Consider the following 25,414-nt stretch of genomic DNA (forward strand, 5'->3'; position numbering starts at 1 on the left):
CGGACCGCGTTCCGGCGGGAGCGCGCGACTAGCGCTGGTCCATCACCGCCACCAGGCTTCTGGGCCGAAGGTCGGTCCAGTGCGCCTCGACGTAGTCGAGCGCCGACTGCCGGTCGGTCTCGGCCAGAACCGTCGTCCAGCCCGCCGGCGTCTCGGCGAAGGAGGGCCAAAGGGAGTGCTGGCCCTCGTCGTTGACCAGCACACGGTACGTGCTGTCCGGGTCCTCGAACGGATTGGTGCTCATCGTCTCGCCCTTCGTGGGTTGTGGTCGGTCCGTGGGTTCAGCCGCCGGTGGCCCGCGGTCGCGCCGGGCCTACGACGCCCTGGTCGAATGCTGCTGCCGCAGCAGCGCCACGCCGAGCGGCGTCAGCGAGTGCAGCGCCGTGTTGCGCCTGCGGGCCGTGGTGACCAGCCCCGCCTTGCGCAGCACCGTGGCGTGCTTGCTGGCACCCGCCAGCGAGATGTTCAGCCGCTGCGAGAGCTCACCGGTGGTGCAGTTCTCCGAGAGCATCTGCAGCGCGGCCGCGCGGGTGTGCCCGACCAGGGCACTCAACGCCTGCTCACCGCCCTGGCTGCGCCCCCAGAACTCGGTCTCGGTCGCCGAGTCCACCGGCACCGAGAAGACCAGGATGGGCACCCCGATCCCCTGGACGTCCTCCAGGACCATGCACGCCCGGTCGGCCAGGAACAGCGACGGGCACAGCACCAGCCCGCGCCCGTTGAGGTACACATCGCGGTCCAGGTCACCGGCCACCTCCAGGACCGGCGCCTTCCAGTTCACCCGCGGGTGGAGGTTGTCCAGCAGGGCGTGCATTCCGTTGGCGATGCCGATCCGGCCGCACGCGTCCCGTACCGCGGCCGTGTGATCTCGTGTCTGCTGCCAGTGCGGCAGTACGGCCACCTGACAGAATTTGAGCAACGTGGCCCGTACCCGCTGCCGGGTCCGCTCGTCGGCCGCGTCCTGACTGCTGCCCGGATGCAACCTGAGCAGCGGAAGCAACTGCCTTACGTCGTACCGGTCGGCGAGCAACTCGACCTCGGCGACCCGGGTCCCGAGCTGCTCCCGGACGTTCTTGCGCCAGCCGTGGAAGCCGGCGCTGCCCTGCCTGCCGAACTGCTTCAGCGCGAATGCGCCTTCCGTGACAGGTCCTAAACTGTCGATCATACGTGATTGCGCGAGGTCGTCAACCGTGAAGTGGATTCTCAAGTCCCCGTCTCCCACACACGTCAATGCTGGTGGGCTGGCATCTCGGCGTGACTACGATCCGCCGGGCGACGGCACGCGCCCGACGGTCCAGTGCCTGGGAAGCGCCCATGGGTGGCACTGCGGCGCACATCCCAAGCCGATCCGAGCTGTCCCCCGACCAGCGGCCCCAGTTGACCGTTACTGACCAAGACCCTAAGCCGACCGTGAGGATCCTCATAAGGGGACCGTGATAATTCTTCCACGTAACGATCACCACACCGCTCTCTTGTTGACAAGCGGGACGCCCGCGATATATGGCACTCCAATGTCGGCGAACTTCGCGTCATTCGTCCACGTCACCGCCGCCCCGGCGCTCCCCGCTGCGGCGCTCCGCGGGGCATCGTGATGCAGTATGCCATGGTTTGCCACAGCTATGATGACAGGCCATCAGATCCGTGTCATCGCTGTCGGCGGTTTCGCCGCCGTTGTTTTCCGCAGCGGTGAAACTCCTTCCGCGAGGCAGTCGCTTTCGTGTAATGGCACTGCCGTCGCCGCCGGTCAGCGCGGGTCCCGGCGCTGGTCCTTGAACGACGAGGCAACTTCCTTGAGGGCGCTCACGGGCCGCGCATAGCTTCGTCTCGCGTAATTCGAAAGGGCTGGACTTCCCAGTCGCGGCCGAGCACTCCAGTCCTCTGCGTGCCGCTCCTCCGCGGCGCGAAAGACGGGTACGAATTCAGCTCGCATCGCGACTTTGTGTGACCCGCCCGTGGAGACGATGTGGAGATTGCGTGATGCTGCCCAGAGCGTTGGAAAAGGCCGTTTATGGCGTGTATGCCACCACTGCCATCCATTTGGCGGACAAACACGGCGTTTTCGGTTTTCTCGCCACCCAGGAAGCGCCCACCAGCAAGATCGCCACCGAGCTCGGGCTCGACGAGGAGACCCTGGACCGGCTGCTGGTCCTGCTCGACTCCTTCGGCGTCATCGAGCAGAACGAGCACGGCGCGTACCGCCTGCCCGCGCAGACGGCTCCCTTCCTCGACCCGCGCAGCGCGCGCTCCGTCGGCGGCTTCCTCAACCACGTGATGAACAGCACGCTCGGCCGACTGCCGCAACTGGACTCCTACCTGACGGACGGCAAGTCGGCGGTGGACGCCGCCCTGCCGGCCCCGTTCGACGTCATGTACCGGACTCCGAAGCTCACGGAGGAGTTCCTGGCGGCCATGTGGCAGCTCACCTACGACGTCTCCCGCGAACTGGTGCCCATGGCCGGGCTGGAGCGGGTCCGGCACCTGGTGGACATCGGCGGCGCCAGCGGCCCCTTCTGCGTGGCCGCGCTGGAGGCGACACCCGGCCTGCGCGCCACCGTGTACGAGCTGCCGGAGGTCGGCCCGTACGTGGCCGACACCGTCGAGAAGTACGGCCTGCAGGGCCGGTTGGACTTCGCCGCGGGCGACTTCCACCACGACGAGTTCCCGCCGACCGAGTGCGTCGCGTTCGGCTACATCCTCTCCGGCTGGACCGACGAGACCGGCCTGGAGCTGTTGCGCAAGGCGCACCGCGCGTGCGCCGACGGCGGCCGGGTCCTGATCATGGACCGCCTGTTCGACGACGACCGGCGCGGACCGCTGCCCACGGCGGTGATGAACCTGTCGATGCACGTCGAGGCGAAGGGCCGGCACCGCACCGCCGCGGAGTACATCGGCCTGCTGGAGAGCGCGGGCTTCACCGACTGCGAAGTGCACCGGTCCACTCAGGACAAGCAACTGGTCATCGGGTTCAAGAGGTGAAACGGCATGCCGCGGGTCGACGGCGACCCGTGGTTCTGAGCGCAGCCCTGGGGGTTACATGAAAGCCGAACTGGCGTCCTTACAGTTTCCGAGACGGTGCGACGAGGTCGCCCGGCTCCAAGAGCGGTCGGGCCGACAGGCGCTGACCGACAGCGACCACGACCTGCTGGCCAAGCTCTACGAGGAGGCGTACGCCGAGCAGACCGCCGAGAGCGAGGTGATGCGGCTGCTGACCCGCTCGTTCAGCCGCGAACCCATCCCGCAGTACTACCGCTACGCCAACCTGCACGTCCACGCGTGGTACCTGGACCTGCACCAGACCGAGCCGGTGGCCGGCGCGGTGCTGGCCCTGGAGGCGACGCTGGCCGACCTGGACGCGGTCGAGCGCCGCGCCGCCGCGCAACTCACCGAGGCCGACAACACCGAGGAGCGGCTGCTGCGGCTGGAGGCGCTGCGCGAGCAGGTCGGGCGACTGCTGGTGGAGACCGGCGGCGACACGACCGCGGCCGAGATCATCGACCGGGCCCGCGACGACGCGCTGGCCCGCTGGCAGGCATCGGTGCTGACCCGCTGCTCCGGCTTCCTGGCCTCGGGCGACCACCACGAGAACATGTTCCTGCGGGCCGTGCAGGCATGCGAGTTGGCCTTCTACCTGATCCGCTACTTCACCGTGCGGGCCCGGACGTCCATCGGCCGCGGGGACGACCAGGCGTACGCGCTGATGGCGCAGCTGGCCCAGTGCGCGGAACTGCCCAACCACATCTTCCACGTGCTCAAGACGCTCACCCCGGATCTCTTCCTGAGGTTCCGCGACGCCACCGGTGAGGCCAGTGCCGTCCAGTCGCTGAACTACCACATGATGGAACTGGTGCTCTACGGCTACGACGCGCGCAAGGTGGAGGCGTACTCGAAGTTCGACCACCTGCACCAGTTGACGATGCCGCCGCTGCGGTCCGTGCGTCCGCTGGGCGACGCGGTGCGCGAGGCGGGGGACCCGAGGCTGACCGAGGCGCTCGCCGAGGTCGAACGGACCCTGCTGACCTGGCGCGGCAGGCACTACGGCTTCGGTCGGCGCTACCTGCCGGGGATGGCGGGGTCCGGCGGCACCGAGGGCGCCGGCTACCTGCGGCGGTTCGTCCACAAGGACAACCTGGTCCCGGAGCCCATCACCACCGCACCCGGACTCGACCTGCTCGGGTTCGCGTTCCGCTGACCGGAACCGGAACCGGAGCCGGAGCCGGGACCGGAAAAAGATGGCGCGAAGGCGACCCGGGGCGGGCGCCCGGCGCCCCGACCACGGTCGGCGGCCACCCGGGGAAGAAAGGCGGGAAATACCGGATGACCCCCGGCCGAGGCCTATCGCGACTCTTCCACGAGAAGGCACGGGACACGGTTCCGCGCCCCGCCCCGACAAAAAAAGGAGGTTTTTCCGGCACTGAATGCGCGACCCGCCCCGGCGGGCCGGGAACCAGGCTCCCGGTGATTTCCGGACCGCTTTCCGCGGGGATCAGGACGGGCCGCCGCCGGTGGCCCGCGATATCCCCGCCGGAGGCGGCCACGGATTTCCCCGGGAATCGGGGTCCGCTCCCGGCGGCCACGGGGACGTTCCCCCGCGGGCCCGCCCGCGAGGGGGCGCTGAGCTGCGCCTCGGGGGAGTGCCCGGGCGTCGCCGCGCCGCCCGCGGCGGGCCGGGGCGGAGCGCCGGGGCAGTGGCCGAGCCGGAAATCGGTGCGGCTGTTGTCGAAGCGGCGGCGCGGGGCGCGACGGTTTCGGGGCCGACCGTGACCGGGCCGGTCGCGCGGTGTTCATCGGCGCCCGCGGGAAGAGGGCGCCGGGAGTCGCTGGTCGGCCGGTTTTCCCGGCGCGCCGGTTTTCCCCGGCCCCCTCCCCGAGGGCCCGCGGAGCCGTCCCGGCGACGGGACGGACCCGCGGCCCCTCGCCTTCCCACCGGTGCCCGGGCAATGGCGCTGGTGATTTCGTATACGCTGTTCCCGGGGAATTCTTTCCAGAAAAGCGGAATTCACCGGCGGCCGCCCGCGGCGTTTTCTCACGCGCTTCGAACGGAGGCGGGTGGCGCGGCGCGGTGCGGCCTCGGTAGGCTCCTGGCATGCCTCGTTCTGCCTCGCGCACCAAGCCCACCGACTGGTCGATCCGCTTAGATTCGGTGTCTAAGGTGTACGAATCGACAAGAAGCCCGGTGCAGGCGCTGGATTCGGTGAGCATCCAATTGCGCCGTGGTACCTTCACCGCCGTGATGGGACCCTCCGGTTCCGGTAAGAGCACGTTCCTCAACTGCGCGGCCGGCCTGGACCGCCCGACCTCCGGCTCGGTCTGGCTGGGCGACATCGAGCTGTCGGGCCTCGACGAGGTCAAGCTGACCGAGGTGCGGCGCGAGCGGATCGGCTTCGTCTTCCAGGCGTACAACCTGCTGGGCTCGCTGACGGTGGCGGACAACGTCACGCTGCCGCTGCGGCTCGCCGGCCGCAGGACCGACCGCGAGTTCCTGAACCAGGTCCTGACCTCGGTCGGACTCGGCGACTTCCTCAAGCGGCGCCCCAGCGAGCTCTCCGGTGGACAGCAGCAGCGGGTCGCGATCGCCCGCGCACTGATCACCCGCCCCGAGGCGGTGGTCGCCGACGAGCCGACCGGAGCGCTGGACACCCGATCCAGCAAACAGGTACTGGAACTGATGCGCCATGTGGTGGACGACATGGGGCAGACGGTGCTGCTGGTGACCCACGACCCGGTCGCCGCCTCCTACGCCGACTCCGTCGTGTTCCTGGCCGACGGCAAACTGGCGGGCGAACTGCCCCGGCCCACCTCCGAGGAGATCGCCTCACGCATGACGCACCTGGGCGAGTGGTGATCCGCCGCGTCGGCCGGCTGATCCGCACCTTGGTGCCCTTCCCCAAGGACCTGTCGCTGGCCTGGAAGACCATCAAGGGACGCAAGGGCGGCTTCGTCGGCTCCTTCGTCGCGATCGCCGCGGGCTCGGCGGTGATCACCGCCTGCGGGATCCTGCTGATGTCCGGACTGAGCACCGGCGTCGCCCCCGAACGCTACGCGGGCGCTGACGTCGTCCTCAGCGCGGGGCAGTCGTTCTGGCTGGACGAGAGCTCCGCCGTCCGCTACAGCGAGCGCGTCACCCTGCCCTCCGACAAGATCGCCGCCGTCGCCGCGGTACCCGGCGTCAAGGCCGCCGTCGGCGACGTCGACATCGAACTGGGCGTGCTCGACTCCGGCGGCGGCGTGGTGGGCGGCCCGAACGGCTACCCGGTGTACGGGCACGGCTGGACGACCGCCGAACTCGGACCGTTCACGCTGGGCACCGGACACGCGCCCACCGCGTCCGGCGAGGTCGTCCTCGACTCCGGCCTGGCCTCGCGCGCCCACCTGTCGACCGGCTCCACGGTCCGGCTGGTGGTCGGCTCGATCGCCTCCTCCTACCGCGTCGTGGGCATCGCCGACCCGCCACCGGGCGGCCTGGACCGCCAGTCCGCGGTGTTCTTCACCGACGACCAGGCGACCAGCCTGTCCGGCCGCCCGGACCAGGTGGCCGCCATCGGGGTCCTCGCCGACCCCGGCGTCACCCCCGACCGGCTGGCCAAGGCGATCACCGCCGCCGTCCCGGGCGTGGAGACCCACACCGGCACCGGACGCGGCGACGTCGAGTTCCTCGACGTCGGCGACGCCCGCAACCTGGTGGTCGACACCTCGGCGTCGTTCGGCGGCACGATGGTGCTGATCGTGGTCTTCGTGGTGGCCAGCACCCTGACCCTGTCGGTCCAGCAACGCCGCCGCGAACTGGCCCTGATGCGCGCCATCGGCGCCACCCCCAGACAGATCCACTGGATGATCGGCGCCGAGATGACCCTGGTCTCGCTGTCCGGCGCCCTGGCCGGCGCGATCCCCGGCATCATCCTCGCGTTCGTGATGCGCGGCGTGTTCATCCTGGCCGGCGCCATGCCCTCGGACTACCAGATGGACGTGGGCATCCTGCCCATCCTCGCCTCACTGGTGCTGTGCGTGTTCAGCGCCCGGATCAGCGGCTGGCTGGTGGCCCGCCGCGTGGCCAGGACCAGCCCGGTCGAGGCGCTCGGCGAAGCCGCCGTCGAGCCCAAGAAACTCAGCCGGGCCCGACTGGTCATCGGCGCCCTGCTCATCCCGGTCGGACTGCTGCTGACCCTGGGCAACGTCGCCGACTCGGGCGACTCGGTCGCCGACGTCGCCGCCAGCGCCGTCCTGTTCTTCGTGGTGGCCCTGGGCTGCCTGGGACCCGTACTGCTGCGCGCCGCCATCGCGCTGTTCGGCCCGTTCCTGAACAACCAGACCCGGGCCCACGGCTTCCTCGCCCAGTCCAACGCCCGGGCCAACGCCCGGCGGCTCAGCGCGGCGGCCACCCCACTGGCCATCGGCGTGACCCTGGCCGCCGTACAGATCTTCGGCGCCACCACCACGATCGCCGCCTCCCAGCAGCAGCTCAACGAAGGACTGCGGGCCGGCTACGTGCTGACCGCCTCGTCCGGCGCCGGAGTCTCCCCCCAGGTCACCGACGCCGTCAGCGGCGTCCCCGGAGTCGCCCTGGCCACCCCGGTGGCACGGATGCAGGTACTGCTGACCTTCGGCACCCAGACCGAGGTCTTCGCCGCCCAGGGCGTCACCCCCGACCGCCTCTCCGACACCATGGACCTGCAGGTCCTCAACGGCAGCATCGCGGACCTGAAGGACGGGACGGTCGCACTCAGCCAGGTGGCCGCCCGCCAGGTCGGCGCGAAACTCGGCGGGACGATCACCCTGCGGCTCGGCGACAGCACCCTGCTCACCCCCCGGGTGGTGGCGATCTACGAGCGCGGCCTGGGCTTCGGCGACGTTACCTTGCCCAACGACCTGGTCGTGGCCCACACCACCTCCCAGGTCGACTCCGCGGTACTGGTCGCGGCCACCGCCGGGACCGACCAGAAGACGCTGGCCGCCGCACTGCGCAAAGCCGTCGCCCCCTACCCGACGGTCCAACTGGGCGGCCCCGCCGCCTTCGCGGTCGCACCCGCGGCCGGCGACTCGGGCGGCTGGGCCCTCAACCTCCTGTTCCAGACCCTGCTCCTGGGCTACATCGCCATCGCCGTGGTCAACACCCTGGTCATGGCCACCGCGGCCCGGGTACGCGAGTTCGCCATGCTGCAACTCATCGGCGCCAGCCGCGAACAGGTACGCGCCATGATGAACGGCGAGGCCAGGATCGTGATCTTCTCGGCGCTGCTGTTCGGCCTGCTGGCGGGAATCCCCTCGCTGGTCGGCATGAGCCTGGGACTGTCGAAGTCACCCGTCCCCAACATCTCCCTGCTCGGCCTGCTGGCGATCGTGGCGCTCACCGTCGCGCTCTCCTGGGGCTCGATCGCGACAGCCACCCGCTTCGCCATGCGCTCCGCGCCGGTCGACGCGATCGGCGGACGCGAGTAGCACCCGCCGCACCGCACCTGACCCACCGCGACACCACCCGACGGCGCCACCGGACCCCCGGCGGCGCCGTCGGCCGCTCCCGCCCCGGCCACCACCGCCCCGGCCACCACTGACCCGGCGTCAAAACCCCTGCTGACCGCCCTGTTTCGTTCTTCCTTCAAGTGCGTAGCTGGCGCGCCGCCGCTCTGGGGAGACTGGGTGATCAGACATGGCTTCCGCCGTGGAAGTGCAGCCGGAGGGGAGACCGCACATGACCCACGAGGGGCGCCCAGCAGCAGGACCGACGTCGGACCCGGCCGTCGGCCATCCGCTGACCCGCTTTCCCGTAGACCGCCCACGACCCGCCGAGCCCGACGAGGCCACCGCCACCCACCGGTTCACCCTCGACCGCGCGCTCACCGCGGACCTGCGCCGACTCGCCCGAGCGGCCGACGCCACCGTGCCCGGCGCACTGGCCGCCGCGGGCCTGGTCCTGGCCGCGGCGTACGCCGGACAGGACGAGGTGACCGCGACCGTCCGCGCCCGCTCCACGGCGCCCGCCGACGCACCGGTCCCGCTGCACGCGACCGTCGACAGCACGATGCCGTTCGACCACCTCCTGGACCGGGCATCGCGCGCCGCGGGCACCGAACTGCCCACCGAGTTCGCCCTCGCCGACATCGTGCTGCGGTTCACCGAACGCGACGGCGCCCTGGACGCCGACGTCGACTACCACCCCGAGGTACTCGACGCGGCCACCATCGAGCACCTGGCCGCCACCTACCGCACCCTGCTGGCCGACGCCGTCGCCCGCCCCGGACGACCCCTGCGCGAACTGAGGCTGATACCCGACGCCGAGTCGCACCGCGTACTCCACGACTGGAACGACACCACCTCCGCGTTCCCCCCGCACTCCAGCCTGCCCAGCCTGTTCGCCGAGCAGGTACGGCTGTCCCCGGACAAACCCGCCGTCCTGTTCGGCGACGACCGGCTCACCTACGCCGAACTGAACGAGCGGGCCAACCGGCTCGCCCACCGCCTGCTCGCCGCGGGCGTCACCGCCGAGTCCCGGGTCGCGCTGCTGCTGGACCGGTCGGTGCACGTGGTCGTGTCCGTCCTGGCCGTGGTCAAAGCCGGCGCGGCCTACGTCCCGCTGCACGCCGCCTACCCCCAGGACCGCGTCCGCTTCGTCCTGGCCGACGTCGGCGCCCAGGTCCTGCTCACCGACCGGGCCATGGCACCCAGGACCACCACCACCGACGTCCCGGTCCTGCTCGTGGACGACCCGGCCACCACCGCCGGCCAACCCGCCCACGACCCCGAACCGGACCCGGACGCCCAGCAGCTCGCCTACATCATGTTCACCTCGGGCTCCACCGGCACCCCCAAGGGCGTCGCCGTCACCCACCGCGACGTGGTCGCCCTGGCCTGGGACCGCCGCTGGCGCGAAGCGGCCCACCGGCGCATCCTCTTCCACTCCCCGCACGCCTTCGACGCCGCGACCTACGAACTGTGGGTACCGCTGCTGACCGGCGGCGACATGGTCATCGCCACCGAGGAACCCACACCCGCCCTGGTACGCGACCTGATCGCCGAACACGCCGTCACCGCCGTCTTCCTCACCTCCGCCCTGCTGCGCCTGTTCGCCGAGGAGGCCCCCGACTGCTTCAAGGGCGCGGCGACAGTGATCACCGGCGGCGAGGTGCCCTCACCCGAGGCCCTGGAACAGGTCATCACCCACTGCCCCGGCACCCTGGTCATCAACGCCTACGGACCGACCGAGGCCACCACCTACGCCCTGTTCCAGGAACTCACCCTGGAACAGGTACGCACCCGCGCCGTACCGATGGGCCGACCGCTCGACAACACCCGCCTGTACACCCTCGACGCGTGGCTGCGCCCGGTCCCGGTCGGCGCGCCGGGCGAACTGTACATCGCGGGCGACGGCCTGGCGCGCGGCTACTTCGGCCGGGCGCCGCTGACCGCCGAGCGGTTCGTGGCCGACCCCTTCGGCACGGGGGAGCGGCTGTACCGCACCGGCGACGTCGTGCGCTGGCGCGCCGACGGGACGATGGACTTCCTGTACCGGGCCGACAAGCAGATCAAGATCCGCGGCTTCCGGATCGAGATCGGCGAGATCGAGGCCGCGCTCACCGCGCTCGACGGCGTCGCCGACGGCGTGGTCGCCGTCCACGAGACCCGCGGCGCCCGGCACCTGGTCGCCTACGTGGTACCCGAACGCGGCCGGGCCGCCGAGGTGGCGCAGTGGCGCGAGGCCCTGGCCCTGCGGCTGCCGAGCTACGAGGTACCGTCCTGGTTCATCCCGATGGAGGCCCTGCCGCTGTCGAACAACGGCAAGGTCGACCGCGCCGCCCTGCCCGCACCGCGGGTCGACCTGCTGACCGCGGGGGACCACGTCGAACCGCGCACCGACACCGAGCGGCTGCTGGCCCAGGTGTGGGCCGAGGTGTTCGGCGTCCAGCGGATCGGCGTCAACGACAACTTCTTCGCCTCCGGCGGCGACTCCATCCTGGCCATCAAGGTCGTCTCCCGGGCCCGCGCCCACGGCCTGCGGCTGACCGCCAAGGACCTCTTCCTCACCCCGACCGTCGCGGAACTGGCCCGGGCCGCGACCCGGGACGACAGCGGACCCGACCCCACCCCGGCCCCCACCCCGCTCGTCCAGCTCACCGCCGACGAGGCCGAGCACATCGCCGCGGGCGGACCGGTCGAGGACGTCTACCCGCTGACACCGATGCAGAGCGGCATGCTCTTCGACGCGCTGATGACCGAGGACACCGGGCTGCACCTGATCCAGTTCGACCTGGTCCTCGACCACGTCGAGGACCCGGAACTCCTCGGCCGGGCCTGGCAGCGGACCGCGGACCGGCTACCGGCCCTGCGCACAGCCGTGCTCTGGACGGACGTCAGCACCCCGGTCCAGGTGGTGCGGGCCACGGCCACCGTGCCCGTCACCCAGCACGACTGGCGGCAACTGCCGCGGAGCGAACAGCGCGAACGCCGACACGCGCTGCGCGCCGCCGACCGCGCGGCCGGAATGGACCTCGCCACCGCCCCCCTGGCCAGGGTCACCGTCATCCGGCTCACCGACACCAGCGTCCGCGTGCTGTGGTCGATGCACCACCTGGTGCTGGACGGATGGAGCAGCACCGAACTGCTCACCGAGGTGGCCGCCGACTACGCCCGGCTGCGCGACGGCGACGGACCGGCGCCACGACCCCGGACACCGTTCCGGGACTACCTGCGATGGCTGGGCGACCAGGACCAGGCCGCGGCGGAGGCCCACTGGCGCGGCGTGCTCGGCCCCCTGACCACCCCGACCCGGCTGCCCTACGACGACCGGCCGCCCCGGGCTACCGCCCGCGCGCCACCGCAAGGGTGGAGGTGGACATCGCCCCCGACCTGTCCGCCCGGCTGACCGAGGCCGCCAAGCGCACGAAACTGACCACCAGCACCCTCCTGCAAGGCGCCTGGGCACTGCTGCTGGCGCGCTACAGCGGCAGCCCGGACGTCTGCTTCGGCGGCACCGTCTCCGGCCGGACCCCCGACCTGGCCGGCGTCGACTCGATCATCGGGATGCTGGTCAACACCCTGCCGGTACACGTACGCGTGGACCGCGCCCAGGACCTGGAGACCTGGCTGGCCGACCTACAGGCGCGGCAGGCCCGGGCCCGGGACTTCGAGGCCGTCTCGCTGACCCCAGGCCCAGGCCTGGAGCGGCCTGTCGCCGGCGACAACCTGTTCGACAGCATCATCGTCTTCGAGAACTTCCCCTTCGACGAGCACGCCTTCACCGCCCACGGCCTGCGACTGAGCCACTTCGACCACGAGGTCGGCTCGGGCGCCGCACTCGGCGTCGTCGTACACCCCGGCGACGGGATCACCATGCGGGTCCACTACGACCCGGCCCTGTTCGAAGCGGACACCGTGCACCGGATGACGGGCCTACCTGCGGACCCTGCTGGAGGCCTTCGCCGACCACACCGCACGCACCGTCGGCGACCTGCCGGCCCACTCGACCGCCGAACACCAGGTGGTCATGGGCGACCCGGCCGCCACCGCCACCGGCCACCAGGCCGAGCACCGGATGCAGGACCTGGTCACCGCACAGGTACGGCTGCGCCCGCGGGCGGTCGCGGTGGAACTCGGACGACCAGCGGCTGACCTACGCGGAACTGGACGCGCGGGGCGAACCAGCTGGCGCACCACCTCATCGAGCGCGGCGTCGGCAGCGACGTCCTGGTGGGCATCGCGATCGAACGCAGCCTGGACCTGTTCGTCGCCATCCTGGGATCCTCAAGGCGGGCGGCGCGTACGTGCCGCTGGACCCGGACTACCCGGCCGAACGCCTGGCCGTCACCGTGCCGAGACCCGCCCGCGGGTGGTGCTGGCCCACGAGCACGGCATCGCCCGCTTCCCGCGGACCGACGCCGAACTGGTCTTCCTGGACCGGGACCGCCCGGCCATCGCCGCCCACCCGGACACCGACCCCGGACCGCGCGGCAGCGCCCGCGACCTGGCCTACGTCGTCTACACCTCGGGCTCCACCGGCCGACCCAAGGGCGTGATGGTCGAGCACCGCTCGCTCTACAACACCGTGACCGCGGTCGTCGGACCCTACGGGCTCACCCCCGGCAGCCGGGTGTTCCAACTGTGCTCCATGAGCTTCGACACCGGCGTCCAGGACCTGTTCACCACCTGGGCCGCCGGCGGCACGATGGTGGTCCCGGCCCCCGACGTCGCCCGCAACGGCGCCTACCTGGTCGAGCACCTGCTCGCCGGCAAGGTCACCACCGCCTCCATCCCGATCACCGTCCTGTCCTCACTCGACTCCGGCTCCCTGCCCGGGATGGACACCATCCGGGTCGGCGGCGACATCGTGGTGCCCGAGGTGCCGAGGCCTGGGCACGCCACCACCGGGTGATCAACAACTACGGGCCGACCGAGGCCGGGGTGACCGTGAGCCTGTTCGAGGTCGAGCAGGGAGCCGGCTACCGCAGCGTGCCCCTGGGCAGGCCCTGGCCAACACCCGCGCCTACGTCCTCGACGACCACCTGTCCCGGTACCGATCGGCGTGCCCGGCGAACTGTACGTCGGCGGCATCGGCCTCGCCCGCGGCTACGTCGACAACCGGGCCAAGACCGCCGAACGGTTCGTCGCCGACCCCTTCGGCCCGCCCGGCTCACGGCTCTACCGGACCGGCGAGTGGTGCGCTGGCAACCCGACGGCCTGCTGGACTTCGTCGGCCGCACCGACGACCAGGTCAAGATCCGGCTTCCGGGTCGAACCCGGCGAGATCGAGAGCGTCCTGCTGCGCCACCCCGCGGTCGCCGAGACCGCGGTGTCGGTGTGGCCGGACGACAAGGGCAACAAGCGACTCGTCGCCTACGTCGTGGCCCGGCCCGGGACACCGGCACGAGCGCGGACGAACTGCGCCGCCACCTCGGCGCCACCCTGCCCGGCTACATGATCCCGACCGCGATCGTCCGACTGGAGCGGATGCCGCTCAACCACAACGGCAAGCTCGACCGGTCCGCGCTGCCCGCACCGACCCGCCAGGACGGCGCCGGCGCCGCGTACGTCGCCCCCGGCGACCCGACCGAGGAGGCACTGGCCCGGATCTGGTCGCAGGTCCTGGGCATCGAACGGGTCGGCACCGCGGACGACTACTTCGCCCTCGGCGGCGACTCCCTCAACAGCCTGCGCATCGTCGCCAGGATGCGCACCGCCTTCGGCGTCGAGGTCACCCCCCGGGACCTCTTCGAGGAACCCACGATCGCCGCCCTGGCCGCGACCATCCGCGACCGGATCCTGGCCGGGGTACTGGAGACAGCCGCCGGCACCGTCCTGAACGCGCCGGACCGCCCCTCTGACATGGGAGAGAGAACAGCATGGAACTGCCGTCCGTCGCGAAGGACCGGCTGTCGCAGCTGCCCGACCACGTGCGCGAACTCGTCCTGCGGCAGCTCGCCGGCGCGGCCGGGCCCGCACCCCAGGACCGCCCGATCACCCCGGCGCCCCGCGACGGCGCACTGCCGCTGTCGGTGGGCCAGCAGGGACTGTGGTTCCTGGCCGAACTCAACCCCGACAGCGTCGAGTACAACGCGCCCAAGGTGCTGCGCCTGACCGGCGACCTGCACCCGCGGGCCCTGCGCGCCGCGCTCGACGACGTCGTCGCCCGGCACGAGGCACTGCGCACCACCATCGGCGAGGCCGACGGCCACGGCGTCCAGGTGGTGCACCCACCCGCCCCGGTACCGGTCGAGTACACCGACCTGACCGACCTGCCGGAACCCGAACGCGGCCGCCGCACTCGACCGCCGCCTGGAACACGAGGGCTCCACCCCGTTCGACCTGCGCCGCGGCCCCCTGTTCCGGGTGGCGCTGCTGCGGCTCGCCGCCGACGAACACGTCCTGGTCCTGGGCCTGCACCACATCGTCGGCGACGGCTGGTCCATCGGGCATCCTGACCGAGGAACTCAACGCCAGGTACACCGCCCACACCCGCGGCCAGGCCCCGGCACTACCGCGACTCCCGATCCAGTACGCCGACTTCGCCGCCTGGCAGCAGCAGCGCCTGGCCGGACCCGAGGTGGCCGGACAGATCGACTACTGGCGCGGGCAACTGGCCGCACTGCCCCCGGTGGAACTCCCGGCCGACCGCCCGCGCCCCCCGGTCCTCGGCTCCACCGGCGCACTGCACCCGATCACCGTGCCGCGACCACTGGCCCAGCGCCTGACCGACCTGGGCACCCGCGGCGGCGCCACCTTGTTCATGACCCTGGTCGCCGCGAGCCAACTGCTGTTCGCCCGCTACTCGGGACAGCAGGACATCGCCGTCGGCTCGGTGACCGCGGGCCGCGGCCGCGCCGAACTGGAACCCCTCATCGGCTACTTCAGCAACACCGTCGTGCTGCGCTCCCAGGTACGCGAGGAACGGACCTTCACCGACTTCCTCACCGACGTCCGCTCCACCGTCCTGGACGCGTTCGCCAACGACGAGATCCCGTTCCAGCGACTGGTCGACATCATCCGCCCGGAACGCGACCCGAGCCGCCCGCCCCTGGTCCAGGTCATGGTCAACCTGCAACACCTGCCACCGGCGCACAGCCACCTACCGGGCCTGCGGGTCACCGAGATCCCCCCACCCGTGCACGTGGCCAAGTTCGACGTCTCCTTCGACTTCTTCGAGCACGACGGCGCACTCACCGGCCACATCGAGTACAGCACCGACCTGTTCGACCCGCCCACGATCGAGCGGATGAGCGGCCACCTGCTGACCCTGCTCGACGGCATCGCCGCCCACCCGGACGAACCGATGCGGGCACTGCCCATGCTCACCGAACCCGAACTACGGCAACTGGCCACCGACTGGAACGGCCCCCACCGTCGACTTCGGCCCTCCCGCTGCCTGCACGAACTCTTCGACGACCAGGCCGCGCGCACCCCCGACGCGGTCGCGGTCAGCTGCGCCGACCAGCGACTGACCTTCGCCGCCCTGGCCACCCGCGCCAACCAGCTCGCACACCACCTGACCGGCCTGGGCGTGGGCCCGGGAACACTGGTCGGCGTGTGCGTGAACGCGGCGTCGAGGCGATGGTCGCCCTGCTGGGCGTGATGAAGTCCGGCGCCGCGTTCGTCCCCCTGGACCCGGACTACCCCGCCCAGCGGCTGAACATGATGCTGGACGACGCCGCCGCACCCGTGGTGGTCACCGAGACCGCCCTGGCCGACCGCGTCACCGCCCACCCGGCGACCGTGGTGTACCTCGACCGCGACCGGCCCACCTCGACACCTGCCGGGCACCCCACCCGCCGTCCGGGGCCCACCGTGGACGACCTCGTCTACGTGATCTACACCTCGGGCACGACCGGCAAGCCCAAGGGCGTCCTGATCAACCACCGCAACATCCACCACATCCTGCGGTCCTGGAACGCCCGCTACCGGCTCGACGAGATCCGCGGCCGGGCCCTGTGCGTGGCCAGCTTCGGCGTCGACCTGTTCCTCGGCGACTTCCTGTTCTCCGCGCTGTTCGGCGGCGAAATGGTGGTGTGCCCGGCGGACGTGGTGACCGACCCGCCCACCCTGGTCGACCTGATCGCCGAGGTCCGGCCGCAGATCCTGGCCACCACCCCCTCACTGGCCCGGGCCATCAGCACCGAACTCGGCTGGCGCGGCCTGACCCTGGACTCGCTGCGGCTGCTCTCCCTGGGCGCCGAGGGCTGGCTGGCCGGCGACGCCGCCGACCTGCTCGACCACGTCGGCCCCGACACCCTGGTGGTCAACGCCTACGGCGCGACCGAGACCACCGTGGACTCCACCGTGTTCGCCCTGCGCGGCGACCCGGTCGAACCGTCGGCGTTCGTCCCCATCGGCACACGATGACCAACACCAGCGTGCACATCCTGGACGACACCGGCCGCCCGGTACCCGTCGGAGTACCCGGCGAGCTCTACATCGGCGGCGCGGCATCGCCCAGGGCTACTGCAGCGACCCGAACTGACCGCCGAACGCTTCCCCCACGACGTCCTGGGACCGGGCACCGGCCGCTTCTACCGCACCGGCGACGTGGTGCGCTGGCGCGGCGACGGCAACCTGGAGTACCTCGGCCGGGCCGACGACCAGGTCAAGATCCGCGGCTTCCGGGTGGAACTCGGCGAAGTCGAGACCGCCCTCGCCCGCCACCCCGAGGTGGCCACCGCGGCGGCCGTCGCCCGCCGCAACGGCTCCGGCCACACCCGGCTGTTCGGCTACGTGGTACCCGCCGGCACCCGGGCACCCGACCTCGCCGCCCTGCGGACCTTCCTCACCGCCCACCTCCCCAGCCAGGCCGTCCCCTCGGCGATCATGGTGCTCGACGCCCTGCCGATGACCCCGAACGGCACCCTGGACCGGCGCGCCCTGCCCGCCATGGACGAACCCGCCGCCGACCCCTCCCACCGCGTCCCGCCACGCACCCCCGTGGAAACCGCACTCGTCGAGGTCTGGGCGAAGGTCCTGGGCGTGGAACCCGACGGATCGGCGTCGAGGACAACTTCTTCAACCTCGGCGGCGACTCGATCCTCAGCCTCCAGGCCGTCTCCCTGGCCCGCCGCGCCAACCTCCGGCTGACCACCAAGCAGATGTTCCAGCGGCAGACCATCGCCGAACTGGCGGGCGAGGTCACCGTGCTCACCGCCACCGGCGCCGAACAGGGCCCGGTGACCGGCCCCGGTACCCCTGACCCCGGTCCAGCAACTGGTACTTCGAGGAGTTCCCCGAAGCCCCCGGCCACTTCAACCAGTCCCTGTACCTCGCACTCGACCCCGACACCGACCCCGACGCCCCTGCGCGCCGCCGTCACCGCCGTACTCGACCACCACGACATCCTGCGGATCCGGGCCGAACACGTCGCGGCCGCTGGCAGCAGCACCACCCGGCCACCACCGACCACCCGGCCCACCCCACCGTGTTCGAGCACCTGGACCTGTCCGCCCTCGACGACACCGCACAGGACCAGGCCGCCCGCACCGCGATCACCGCCGCCCAGACCGGATTCGACATCCGCACCGGCCCCGCTGTTCCAAGCCTGCTGCTCACCCAAGGCGGCGCCCACGCCCCCCGGCTGTTCCTCGCCGCGCACCACTACGTCGTCCGACCGCGGTCTCCTGGCGGGTGATCCTGGCCGACCTGGACACCGGCTACCGGGCAGGCGGCGCACGGCCGCCAGGTCGACCTGGCGCGAAGTCCACCTCGTTCCGCAGCTGGGCCCACCGCCTCACCGCACTGGCGGCCGAAGGCGGCTTCGACACCGAACTGGACTACTGGACACGGGTCGAGAAGGCCACCCTGGACGCCGCCGCCCTGCCGGTGGACCGCCACGGACACAACACCGCCGGCTCCGCCCGCACCCTGACCCGGCGACTGAACGCGGACCGCACCGACGCACTGCTGCGCAACGTACCCGAGGTGTACCGGACCCAGGCCAACGACGTACTGCTCAGCGCCCTCGCCCGGGTCCTGCGCGACTGGGCCGGCGGCACCGTCCCGATCGAACTGGAGGGCCACGGACGCGAGGACCTGTTCGACGACGTCGACCTGTCCCGCACCGTCGGCTGGTTCACCACCGTCTTCCCCCTCGTCCTGGAACTCCCCGAGGACCACGACTGGGGCACCACCGTGAAGGCCGTCAAGGAGGAACTGCGCGCCGTCCCCTCCCGCGGCCTCGGCTACGGCGCCCTGCGCTACCTCACCACCCCGGGCACACTCGGCGGCGGCCGCCAACCCCAGGTCGGATTCAACTACCACGGCCGCTTCGGACACCGACCCCGGCGGCAGCGGACTCTTCCGCGGCTGGTGCCCGAACCCGGTCCCCGACCGCGGCCCCGACCAGGCCCGGCAGTGCCTGATCGAGGTCACCGGCATGGTCCGCGACGGCGAACTGGAATTCGGCTGGGAGTACTCCGGGAACGTCCACCACGAGGAGACCGTGGCCCAACTGGCCGAGGCGTTCCTCACCGCCCTGGAACAGGTCATCGAACACTGCGCCCTGCCCGGCGCCGGCGGCTGCACCCCCTCCGACTTCCCGCTCGCCGCACTGGACCAGGCCGCCGTGGACACGATCGTCGGCGACGGCCGATCCGTCGAGGACCTCTACCCGCTCACCCCGATGCAGAGCGGCATGCTGTTCCACTCCCTCGACACCGACACCGACAACGGCGACGTCTACCTCACCCACTTCGCCGCGATCCTGGACGGCGTGGACGACCCGCGGCAACTGGCCGACGCCTTCCAACACGTCGTGGACCGCACCCCGATCCTGCGCACCGCGGTGGTCGGAACCGGCGCGGACACCCCCCTGCAGAGCGTCCACCGCGACGTGCGCCTGCCGGTGACCCACCTGGACTGGAGCACACTGACCCCCCAGGACCGCGACACCCGCTCCCGCACCCTGTGGCAGAGCCTGCCCGCCCTGCGACTCGACCTGACCCAGGCCCCGCTCATGCGGCTGACCATCGCCCGCCTGCCCGGAGCGAGCGTCCAGCTCTTCTGGTCCTCCCACCACCTGCTGCTCGACGGCTGGAGCTTCGCCGACGTCCTGGCCCAGGTCTTCGGGGAATGGGCCGCACTGGGCGGCGCACCGACCCCCGCCCGCAAACCCCGCCGCCCCTACCGCGACTACGTGCAGTGGCTGGCCGACCAGGACGGACACCGCCGCCCGAACCCACTGGCGCCGCACCATGCACGGCTTCACCGCCGCCACCCCACTGCCCTACGACCGGGCACCCCAGGCCGCCCACGCCACCCGCTCCGCACACGACACCCACCTGCGGCTGCCCGCCGACCGCTCACACCGGCTCTACACGTTCGCCAAGAACGCCCGACTGACCGTCAACACCGTCGTCCAGGGCGCATGGGCACTGCTGCTCGCCGCCCACAGCGGCGAACGCGACGTGTGCTTCGGCGCCACCGTCTCCGGCCGACCCGAGAACCTCGCGGGCGCCGACGAGATCATCGGCCTGTTCATCAACACCCTGCCGGTACGCACCACCCTGGACCGCGACCTCGACCTGGTGACCTGGCTGCGCCGGATCCAGGACGAACAGGTCGAGACCCGCCAGTTCGAACACGTCTCACTGGCACAGGTCCGCGGCTGGAGCGAGACCCCCCGGGAGTCGAACCTCTTCGACAGCATCGTCATCTTCGAGAGCTTCCCCTACGACCGCGACGCCGCCTCCCGGCACGGCCTCACGGTACGCGAGAGCAACGGCGCGGAGGAGACCAACTACGCGCTCGCGCTCACCGCCTACACCACCGACGAACTGCACCTGCGCCTCGGCTACGACCCGCTCCTGTTCGACCGGGACACCGCCGAACGGCTCACCCGCCGCCTGTCGACCCTGCTCGACGCCTTCGCCGACCACCCCCACTCCCCACTCGCCTCGCTCCCGCTGCTGCCCGGCCACCGAACAGGCCCTGCTGCACGAGTGGAACGCCACCACCCGCCCCACCGGGACAACCCACCACCATCGAACTGTTCGAACAACAGGCCGCGGCCACCCCCGGAACACCGCACTGGTGCACCGCGACACCCTCAGCTACGCCGAACTGGACACCCGCGCCAACCGGGCTCGGCCCACCACCTTGACCGCCCTGGGCCTGGGCCCCCGAGAAGATCGCCGCCCTGGCCTGCCCACGCACCCCCGACCTCCTGATCGCGATGCTGGCCGTCCTCAAGACCGGCGCGGCCTACCTGCCCCTGGACCTGGACCACCCCCGCGAACGCCTCGCCCCAATGCTGCGCGACGCGGCCCCGGCCCTGGTCCTGACCGCCGACAACCACCGTCCCCGACCTGCCACCGCACACCCCACCCTCTCCCTCACCGACCCGCCGTGACCGCCGCACTGGCCCACCACCCGGCCACCAGCCCCGACCGTCCACCCCCGCACACCCCGAGAACGCCGCCTACACGCTCTACACTCCGGCTCCACCGGCCAACCCAAAAGGCGTCGTGGTCACCCGGGCCAACCTGCGCAACTTCGTCCTCGACATGCGCGACCGCACCGCGATGACCCCCAGGACCGGCTGCTGGCCGTGACCACCCGTCGGCTTCGACATCGCCCACCTGGAGCTCTTCGTCCCCCTGATCAGCGGCGCGACCGTGGTACTCGCCGACAAGGGAACTGGTCCTCGACCCCCAGCAACTGCGCCGCACCGTCCCACGACCAGCACATCACCGTGGTACAGGCGACACCGAGCTGTGGCGCGGCGTCCTGGAAGGCGCCCCCGACATCCTCACCCGGCTGCGGGTCTTGGTCGGCGGCGAGGCACTGCCCCAGGAACTCGCCACCGCCCTGACCGCCGGATCCCCGTCGGTGACCAACGTGTACGGGCCGACCGAGACCCACCATCTGGTCGACCGCCGCGCACCTGACACCCACCACCACCGGCGCCCCGCCGATCGGCAGGCCGATCGCCAACACCCGCGTCCACGTGCTCGACGCCGACCTGCGCCCGACCCCGCCCGGCGTCCCCGGCGAGCTGTACATCGCCGGCGCCGGAGTGGCCCGCGGCTACACCAACCGCACCGCCCTGACCGCGACCCGCTTCGTGGCCGACCCCTACGGGCCCCCCGCCGAACGCATGTACCGCACCGGCGACGTGGTCCGCCGACGCACCGACGGGAACCTGGAATTCGTCGGCCGCGCCGACGACCAGGTCAAGATCAGGGATTTCCGGATCGAACTCGGCGAGATCGAAACCGTCCTCGCCACCCACCCGCAGGTCGGCTCGGCCGTCGTGGTGGCCCGCGAGGACCACCCCGGCAACCAGCAACTGGCCGCCTACTTCGTCCCGACCACGGACACACCACCCACGGACGCGGACCTGAGGACCCACCTGGAACGCCTGCTACCGGGCTACATGGTGCCCGCGTTCCTGATCGCGACGGACACCTTCCCGCTGACCCCCAGCGGCAAGGTCGACCGACGGGCCCTGCCCGCCCCGAGCCCAGCGGCAACCGGCACCGACACGCCACGAGTCGCCCCGAGCCAAGGCGCACAAGCCACCCTCGCCGCGATCTGGGCGGACGTCCTCGGCCTACCGGCCGACCGGATCGACGCGACCAGCGACTTCTTCGCCCTGGGCGGCAACTCCGTGCTGAGCGTCCAGGTCGTCTACCGCGCCCGACGCGCCGGATGGCACCTCGTCCCCAAGGACCTGTTCACGCACCCCACCATCCAACGCCTGGCCACAGCGGCGGAACCGGCCACCGAACCCACCACCGAACCCACCACCGAACCCACCGCACCCCAACCGCACACCCCCCAGCAGACCGGCACCCCACCGGCCACCACCCCCGACACGGCAGGCCACCCGGCCCTGACCCCCGCCTTCCTGGCCACCCGCCTGACCGAACTGGCCCGCACCCACCGGGTACCGGGCGCACAACTCGCCCTGCGCCACGCCGGCCGGCTGATCACCGTCGAAACGGGGGAGCGGACAGCGGGAACCGGCCTGCCGGTCACCACGGACACCGTGTTCCCCATCGCCTCCCTGACCAAGCCGGTGACCGCACTGCTCGTCCAACTCCTGGCAACCCAAGGACGCCTCGACCTCGACGCCCCGATCGGCGCCTACCTGCCCGAACTCCCCGCCACCAGCCCGGTCGGCCGGATCACCACCCGCCAGGCCCTGAGCCACACCGGCGGACTGGTCGCCGCGATCGACGAACGGACACCCAGCACCGACCGCCGCACCTGGGTCCAACGGCACTGCGACGAAACCGCCGTCACCCACCAGCCGGACACCGCGTTCTCCTACTCCGACGTCGGCTACGTACTCGCGGGCCGCCTGGTCGAAGCACTGACCGGCCTGGACTGGCGAACCGCCGTGCAATCGCTGCTGCTGCGCCCCCTGGCAATCACCGCCGCCTTCAACGGGCAACCGGGACAACGCCCCGCCGCCCAGGGTCACCTGCTCCTCGACCGCCCGCTCCCGATACCCGAACAGACCTTCTCCCCACTGGACGACCCCGCCGTGGCACTGGCCGCCACCGCGGCCGACCTGCTGCGCCTGGCCGCCGTCCACGACCACACCGCACCCGGCGTACTCGACCCCGCGGCCGCCGACGCGATGCTCCACGACCGGACCGCAGACCTGGCCGTGGGACCCTTCGGCCTCGCCGACGGCTGGGGACTGGGCTGGGCCGTGTTCCACGGCGCGCACGGCGACTGGCACGGCCACGACGGCAGCGGCGACGGCACCTGGTCCCACCTGCGCTTCGACGCCGCCACCGGCACGGCCGTCGCGCTCACCACGAACGCCGGCACCGGCGCCGCCCTGTGGGAGGACCTCCTCGCCGAACTCGGCGCGGCCGGCCTCCACGTGGCCAACCACTCCGCCCGCACCCTGTCCGCCCCCGCGGCACCGGTGGCCGCACCGGCCGAGTGCGCCGGACACTACGCCAACGGCGACTGGGACTGCCAGGTCCAGGCACACCCCGAAGGACTCACCCTGTCCGTCGGACACGGGCCGCGCTCCACCCTGACCTGCCACGCCGACCTGCGGTTCACCACCCAGGGCGGCAGCGGGATACCGGGCACCGGCCGGTTCCTGCGCGACCCGGACACGGGCCGGATCGAGCTGCTCCAGCTCGCCGGGCGGCTGCTGCGCCGCACCGCGGCGACAGCGGGGTGACCAGGCGACCTCGCGACCTCGTGACCTGAACGGGCCGCGTCCCCCCACCCCGGTGCCCGGTGGGGGGACGCGGCCCGTTCAGGTCAGGTCACCGAGCAGCCCGACTTGCTCTTGTCCGTGACCACCGTCGAGGTGTACGGGCACGCGACGCCGATCCAGGTGAGGTCGTTCCACAGTTGGGACCACGACTCCCGGGGATCGCGGCACACCAGGAACTGGGCGCCCTTGTCGGCGACCGGCACGCTGATCTTGAACGTGCCGCTGAGCGTGCAGCTCTGGAACAGGGGACTGAAGGTCGCCCGGTCCACGCCGACCGCGATGACGACGTCGGTGCCGTCGGCGGGCCTGCCGAAGTCGGCGTAGGAGTTCTGCGCGCTGTAGACGTGCGGGAGGCCGTACTGCGGACCGTACTTGTCCAGCGCGCCCGCGAGGCCGTAGTGGTTGGCGTAGATGACGGCGTGCGCCCGGTCCTGCGGGGACAGCGACTGGTCGACGCCGGCGACTTCCTGCGCCAACTGCGGCCAGCCCGCCTGGTCGAGCTGGGAGACCCCCAGTTCCTTCATGACCGGGTTCGACCCGTACCACGCGAGCGGCAGCACCGGCAGCATCATCACGGCCGACAGCAGCACGTTGAACACCAGCGCGCTGCCGGTCACCGAGCGGCGGAAGGCGGTCTGCGCCCACCCCACGGCCACCACGGAGCCCGCCGCCAGCAGCACCACCTGGAGACCGGCCGTGTACTCGGGGTCCCCGCCGATGATGATCAGCAGCACCGACATGAACAGGTAGCCCAGCGCGACCGACCGGTACGGCCGCCACTGCGGGCGGCGGAACAGCGCCACCAGCCCGGAGATCCACACCGGGGTGAGGAACAGGCCGATCATCAGGATCTGGAACGGCACGAAGGCGACCCGGGAGTCGGCTCCCAGCGCGATCGTCAACGCGGCGCTCATCTTGATCGCGGGCCAGCCGTGCGCGATCTGCCACGCCACCATCGGCGCCGAGATCAGCACGGCTATCGCGCACCCCGCCACGAAGAGCCGACCGCGCAGGATCGTGCGCGGACCCAGCACCAGCAGGCCCACCAGCAGGGCCAGGACCAGCAGCACGATGAGGTTCTTGGCGAGCATGCCCACGCCGGTGACCGCGCCGATGGCCAGCCACAGCCGGTTGTCCGCGGTGCGCAGCAGGCGGATGAACAGCCAGCCCAACGTCACCCAGCTGAGCAGGTCGGGGCCGTTGGTGGTGAGCATGTGCCCGGCGTTGAGGGTGACGACCGACCCGGCCGTCGCGGCGGCGGCGAAGACCTGGGCGCCGCGCGCGCCGCCGAGTTCACGTGCGATCAGGCCCGACACCCACACGTCCAGGCAGGCCAGCAGGGCCGGCACGACACGCAGTCCGATCAGGTTGTCGCCGAAGAGGAAGGTCTCCACTCTGGCGATCACCGCGACCAGCGGGGGCTGGTCGACGTACCCCCACGCCAGGTGCCGACTGGACACCCGGTTGTACAACTCGTCGACGTGGTAACCGTAGCGCCCCGAGAGGGACAGCAGCAGCACACCCACCACGACGGAGACGCTGAGCAGCGGCCATCGGTACAGCGCGGGGACTGTCGTTAAACGGTCCTGGGAAGATGCCGAGGGATTTCTGGTAGTGGTCGCCACGTTACCCACACCTTTCTGTTTCTGTCTGCGGGTTCGGCTATGCGGATTGTCTCCGGCATCGCGCGTGCGGGCGACCATGTTGAATTGTAGGAAAACCTCGGCGAATCATCTTGTGTCTCCGCGCCCACGGCCCGACGCG

At 71.5% G+C, this 25,414-nt stretch carries 15 protein-coding genes and 6 pseudogenes; 18 read left to right on the forward strand and 3 right to left on the reverse strand.

The genetic code is table 11. The features are described 5' to 3' along the window. Window positions 1–28: 28 nt before the first annotated feature. Window positions 29–244 carry an MbtH family protein gene (locus tag GXP74_RS20035; protein ID WP_182452817.1) on the reverse strand — a complete coding sequence of 72 codons (216 nt, stop codon included), beginning with the start codon at window positions 242–244 and terminating at the stop codon, window positions 29–31. A 69-nt stretch (window positions 245–313) separates the two neighbouring features. Then, window positions 314–1,165, reverse strand: a complete 852-nt coding sequence (locus GXP74_RS20040; RefSeq protein ID WP_182452818.1) for a helix-turn-helix transcriptional regulator — start codon at window positions 1,163–1,165, stop codon at window positions 314–316. A gap of 848 nt (window positions 1,166–2,013) precedes the next feature. Here GXP74_RS20040 and GXP74_RS20045 point away from each other — a divergent pair. The 18 genes and pseudogenes from GXP74_RS20045 (at window position 2,014) to GXP74_RS20125 (ending at window position 23,611) form a co-directional block, all read left to right on the forward strand. Further along, window positions 2,014–2,976, forward strand: a complete 963-nt coding sequence (locus GXP74_RS20045; RefSeq protein ID WP_225448062.1) for a methyltransferase — start codon at window positions 2,014–2,016, stop codon at window positions 2,974–2,976. Window positions 2,977–3,034: 58 nt separating this feature from the next. Then, window positions 3,035–4,189 (forward strand): tryptophan 2,3-dioxygenase family protein, encoded by a 1,155-nt coding sequence (locus tag GXP74_RS20050; RefSeq protein ID WP_182452819.1) that lies wholly within the window; start codon window positions 3,035–3,037, stop codon window positions 4,187–4,189. Between the two features lie 894 nt (window positions 4,190–5,083). Beyond that, complete coding sequence (locus GXP74_RS20055) at window positions 5,084–5,842, forward strand: ABC transporter ATP-binding protein (RefSeq protein ID WP_182452820.1); 759 nt, start codon at window positions 5,084–5,086, stop codon at window positions 5,840–5,842. Further along, entirely contained in the window at window positions 5,836–8,433 is a 2,598-nt protein-coding gene (locus GXP74_RS20060; RefSeq protein ID WP_182452821.1) for an FtsX-like permease family protein, read from the forward strand. The genes GXP74_RS20055 and GXP74_RS20060 overlap by 7 nt, the downstream gene beginning before the upstream one ends. Before the next feature lie 250 nt (window positions 8,434–8,683). Beyond that, window positions 8,684–11,851, forward strand: a complete 3,168-nt coding sequence (locus tag GXP74_RS20065) for a non-ribosomal peptide synthetase (RefSeq protein ID WP_182452822.1) — start codon at window positions 8,684–8,686, stop codon at window positions 11,849–11,851. Continuing rightward, a complete protein-coding gene (locus tag GXP74_RS41495; protein ID WP_182452823.1) occupies window positions 11,818–12,597 on the forward strand; it encodes a condensation domain-containing protein in 780 nt (259 codons plus the stop codon). The genes GXP74_RS20065 and GXP74_RS41495 overlap by 34 nt, the downstream gene beginning before the upstream one ends. Before the next feature lie 217 nt (window positions 12,598–12,814). Further along, window positions 12,815–13,357, forward strand: a complete 543-nt coding sequence (locus GXP74_RS20075; RefSeq protein ID WP_182452824.1) for an AMP-binding protein — start codon at window positions 12,815–12,817, stop codon at window positions 13,355–13,357. A 150-nt stretch (window positions 13,358–13,507) separates the two neighbouring features. Further along, a complete protein-coding gene (locus GXP74_RS20080; RefSeq protein ID WP_182452825.1) occupies window positions 13,508–13,903 on the forward strand; it encodes a hypothetical protein in 396 nt (131 codons plus the stop codon). A 29-nt stretch (window positions 13,904–13,932) separates the two neighbouring features. Continuing rightward, a complete protein-coding gene (locus GXP74_RS42165) occupies window positions 13,933–14,559 on the forward strand; it encodes a phosphopantetheine-binding protein (RefSeq protein WP_225448644.1) in 627 nt (208 codons plus the stop codon). Then, a pseudogene (locus GXP74_RS42170) lies at window positions 14,472–14,714 on the forward strand (condensation domain-containing protein); the annotation flags it as partial. The gene GXP74_RS42165 and the pseudogene GXP74_RS42170, both read left to right, overlap by 88 nt. A gap of 185 nt (window positions 14,715–14,899) precedes the next feature. Beyond that, window positions 14,900–16,818 (forward strand): annotated as a pseudogene (locus GXP74_RS42175) (AMP-binding protein). Window positions 16,819–17,079: 261 nt separating this feature from the next. Continuing rightward, window positions 17,080–17,304, forward strand: a pseudogene (locus GXP74_RS42180) (hypothetical protein); the annotation flags it as partial. A 577-nt stretch (window positions 17,305–17,881) separates the two neighbouring features. Beyond that, the gene (locus tag GXP74_RS40555) at window positions 17,882–18,091 is read left to right on the forward strand and encodes a hypothetical protein (RefSeq protein ID WP_225448063.1); all 210 of its coding nucleotides are present in this window, start codon (window positions 17,882–17,884) and stop codon (window positions 18,089–18,091) included. Beyond that, a pseudogene (locus GXP74_RS42185) lies at window positions 18,088–18,606 on the forward strand (condensation domain-containing protein); the annotation flags it as partial. The gene GXP74_RS40555 and the pseudogene GXP74_RS42185, both read left to right, overlap by 4 nt. A 487-nt stretch (window positions 18,607–19,093) precedes the next feature. Beyond that, window positions 19,094–19,561: pseudogene (locus GXP74_RS42190) on the forward strand (condensation domain-containing protein); the annotation flags it as partial. Window positions 19,562–19,640: 79 nt separating this feature from the next. Further along, window positions 19,641–20,627: pseudogene (locus tag GXP74_RS41520) on the forward strand (condensation domain-containing protein); the annotation flags it as partial. A gap of 5 nt (window positions 20,628–20,632) precedes the next feature. Further along, window positions 20,633–20,809, forward strand: a complete 177-nt coding sequence (locus GXP74_RS20120; RefSeq protein WP_182456549.1) for an AMP-binding protein — start codon at window positions 20,633–20,635, stop codon at window positions 20,807–20,809. A gap of 534 nt (window positions 20,810–21,343) precedes the next feature. Further along, window positions 21,344–23,611 carry a serine hydrolase gene (locus tag GXP74_RS20125; RefSeq protein WP_225448647.1) on the forward strand — a complete coding sequence of 756 codons (2,268 nt, stop codon included), beginning with the start codon at window positions 21,344–21,346 and terminating at the stop codon, window positions 23,609–23,611. Window positions 23,612–23,694: 83 nt separating this feature from the next. Here the strand turns inward: GXP74_RS20125 and GXP74_RS20130 are convergent, their stop codons facing one another. Next, entirely contained in the window at window positions 23,695–25,275 is a 1,581-nt protein-coding gene (locus GXP74_RS20130) for a glycosyltransferase family 39 protein (protein WP_182452831.1), read from the reverse strand. Between the last annotated feature and the right edge of the window lie 139 nt (window positions 25,276–25,414).

The sequence above is a fragment of the Streptacidiphilus sp. P02-A3a genome (assembly GCF_014084105.1).
In the GTDB taxonomy this organism is placed as follows: Bacteria; Actinomycetota; Actinomycetes; order Streptomycetales; family Streptomycetaceae; genus Streptacidiphilus.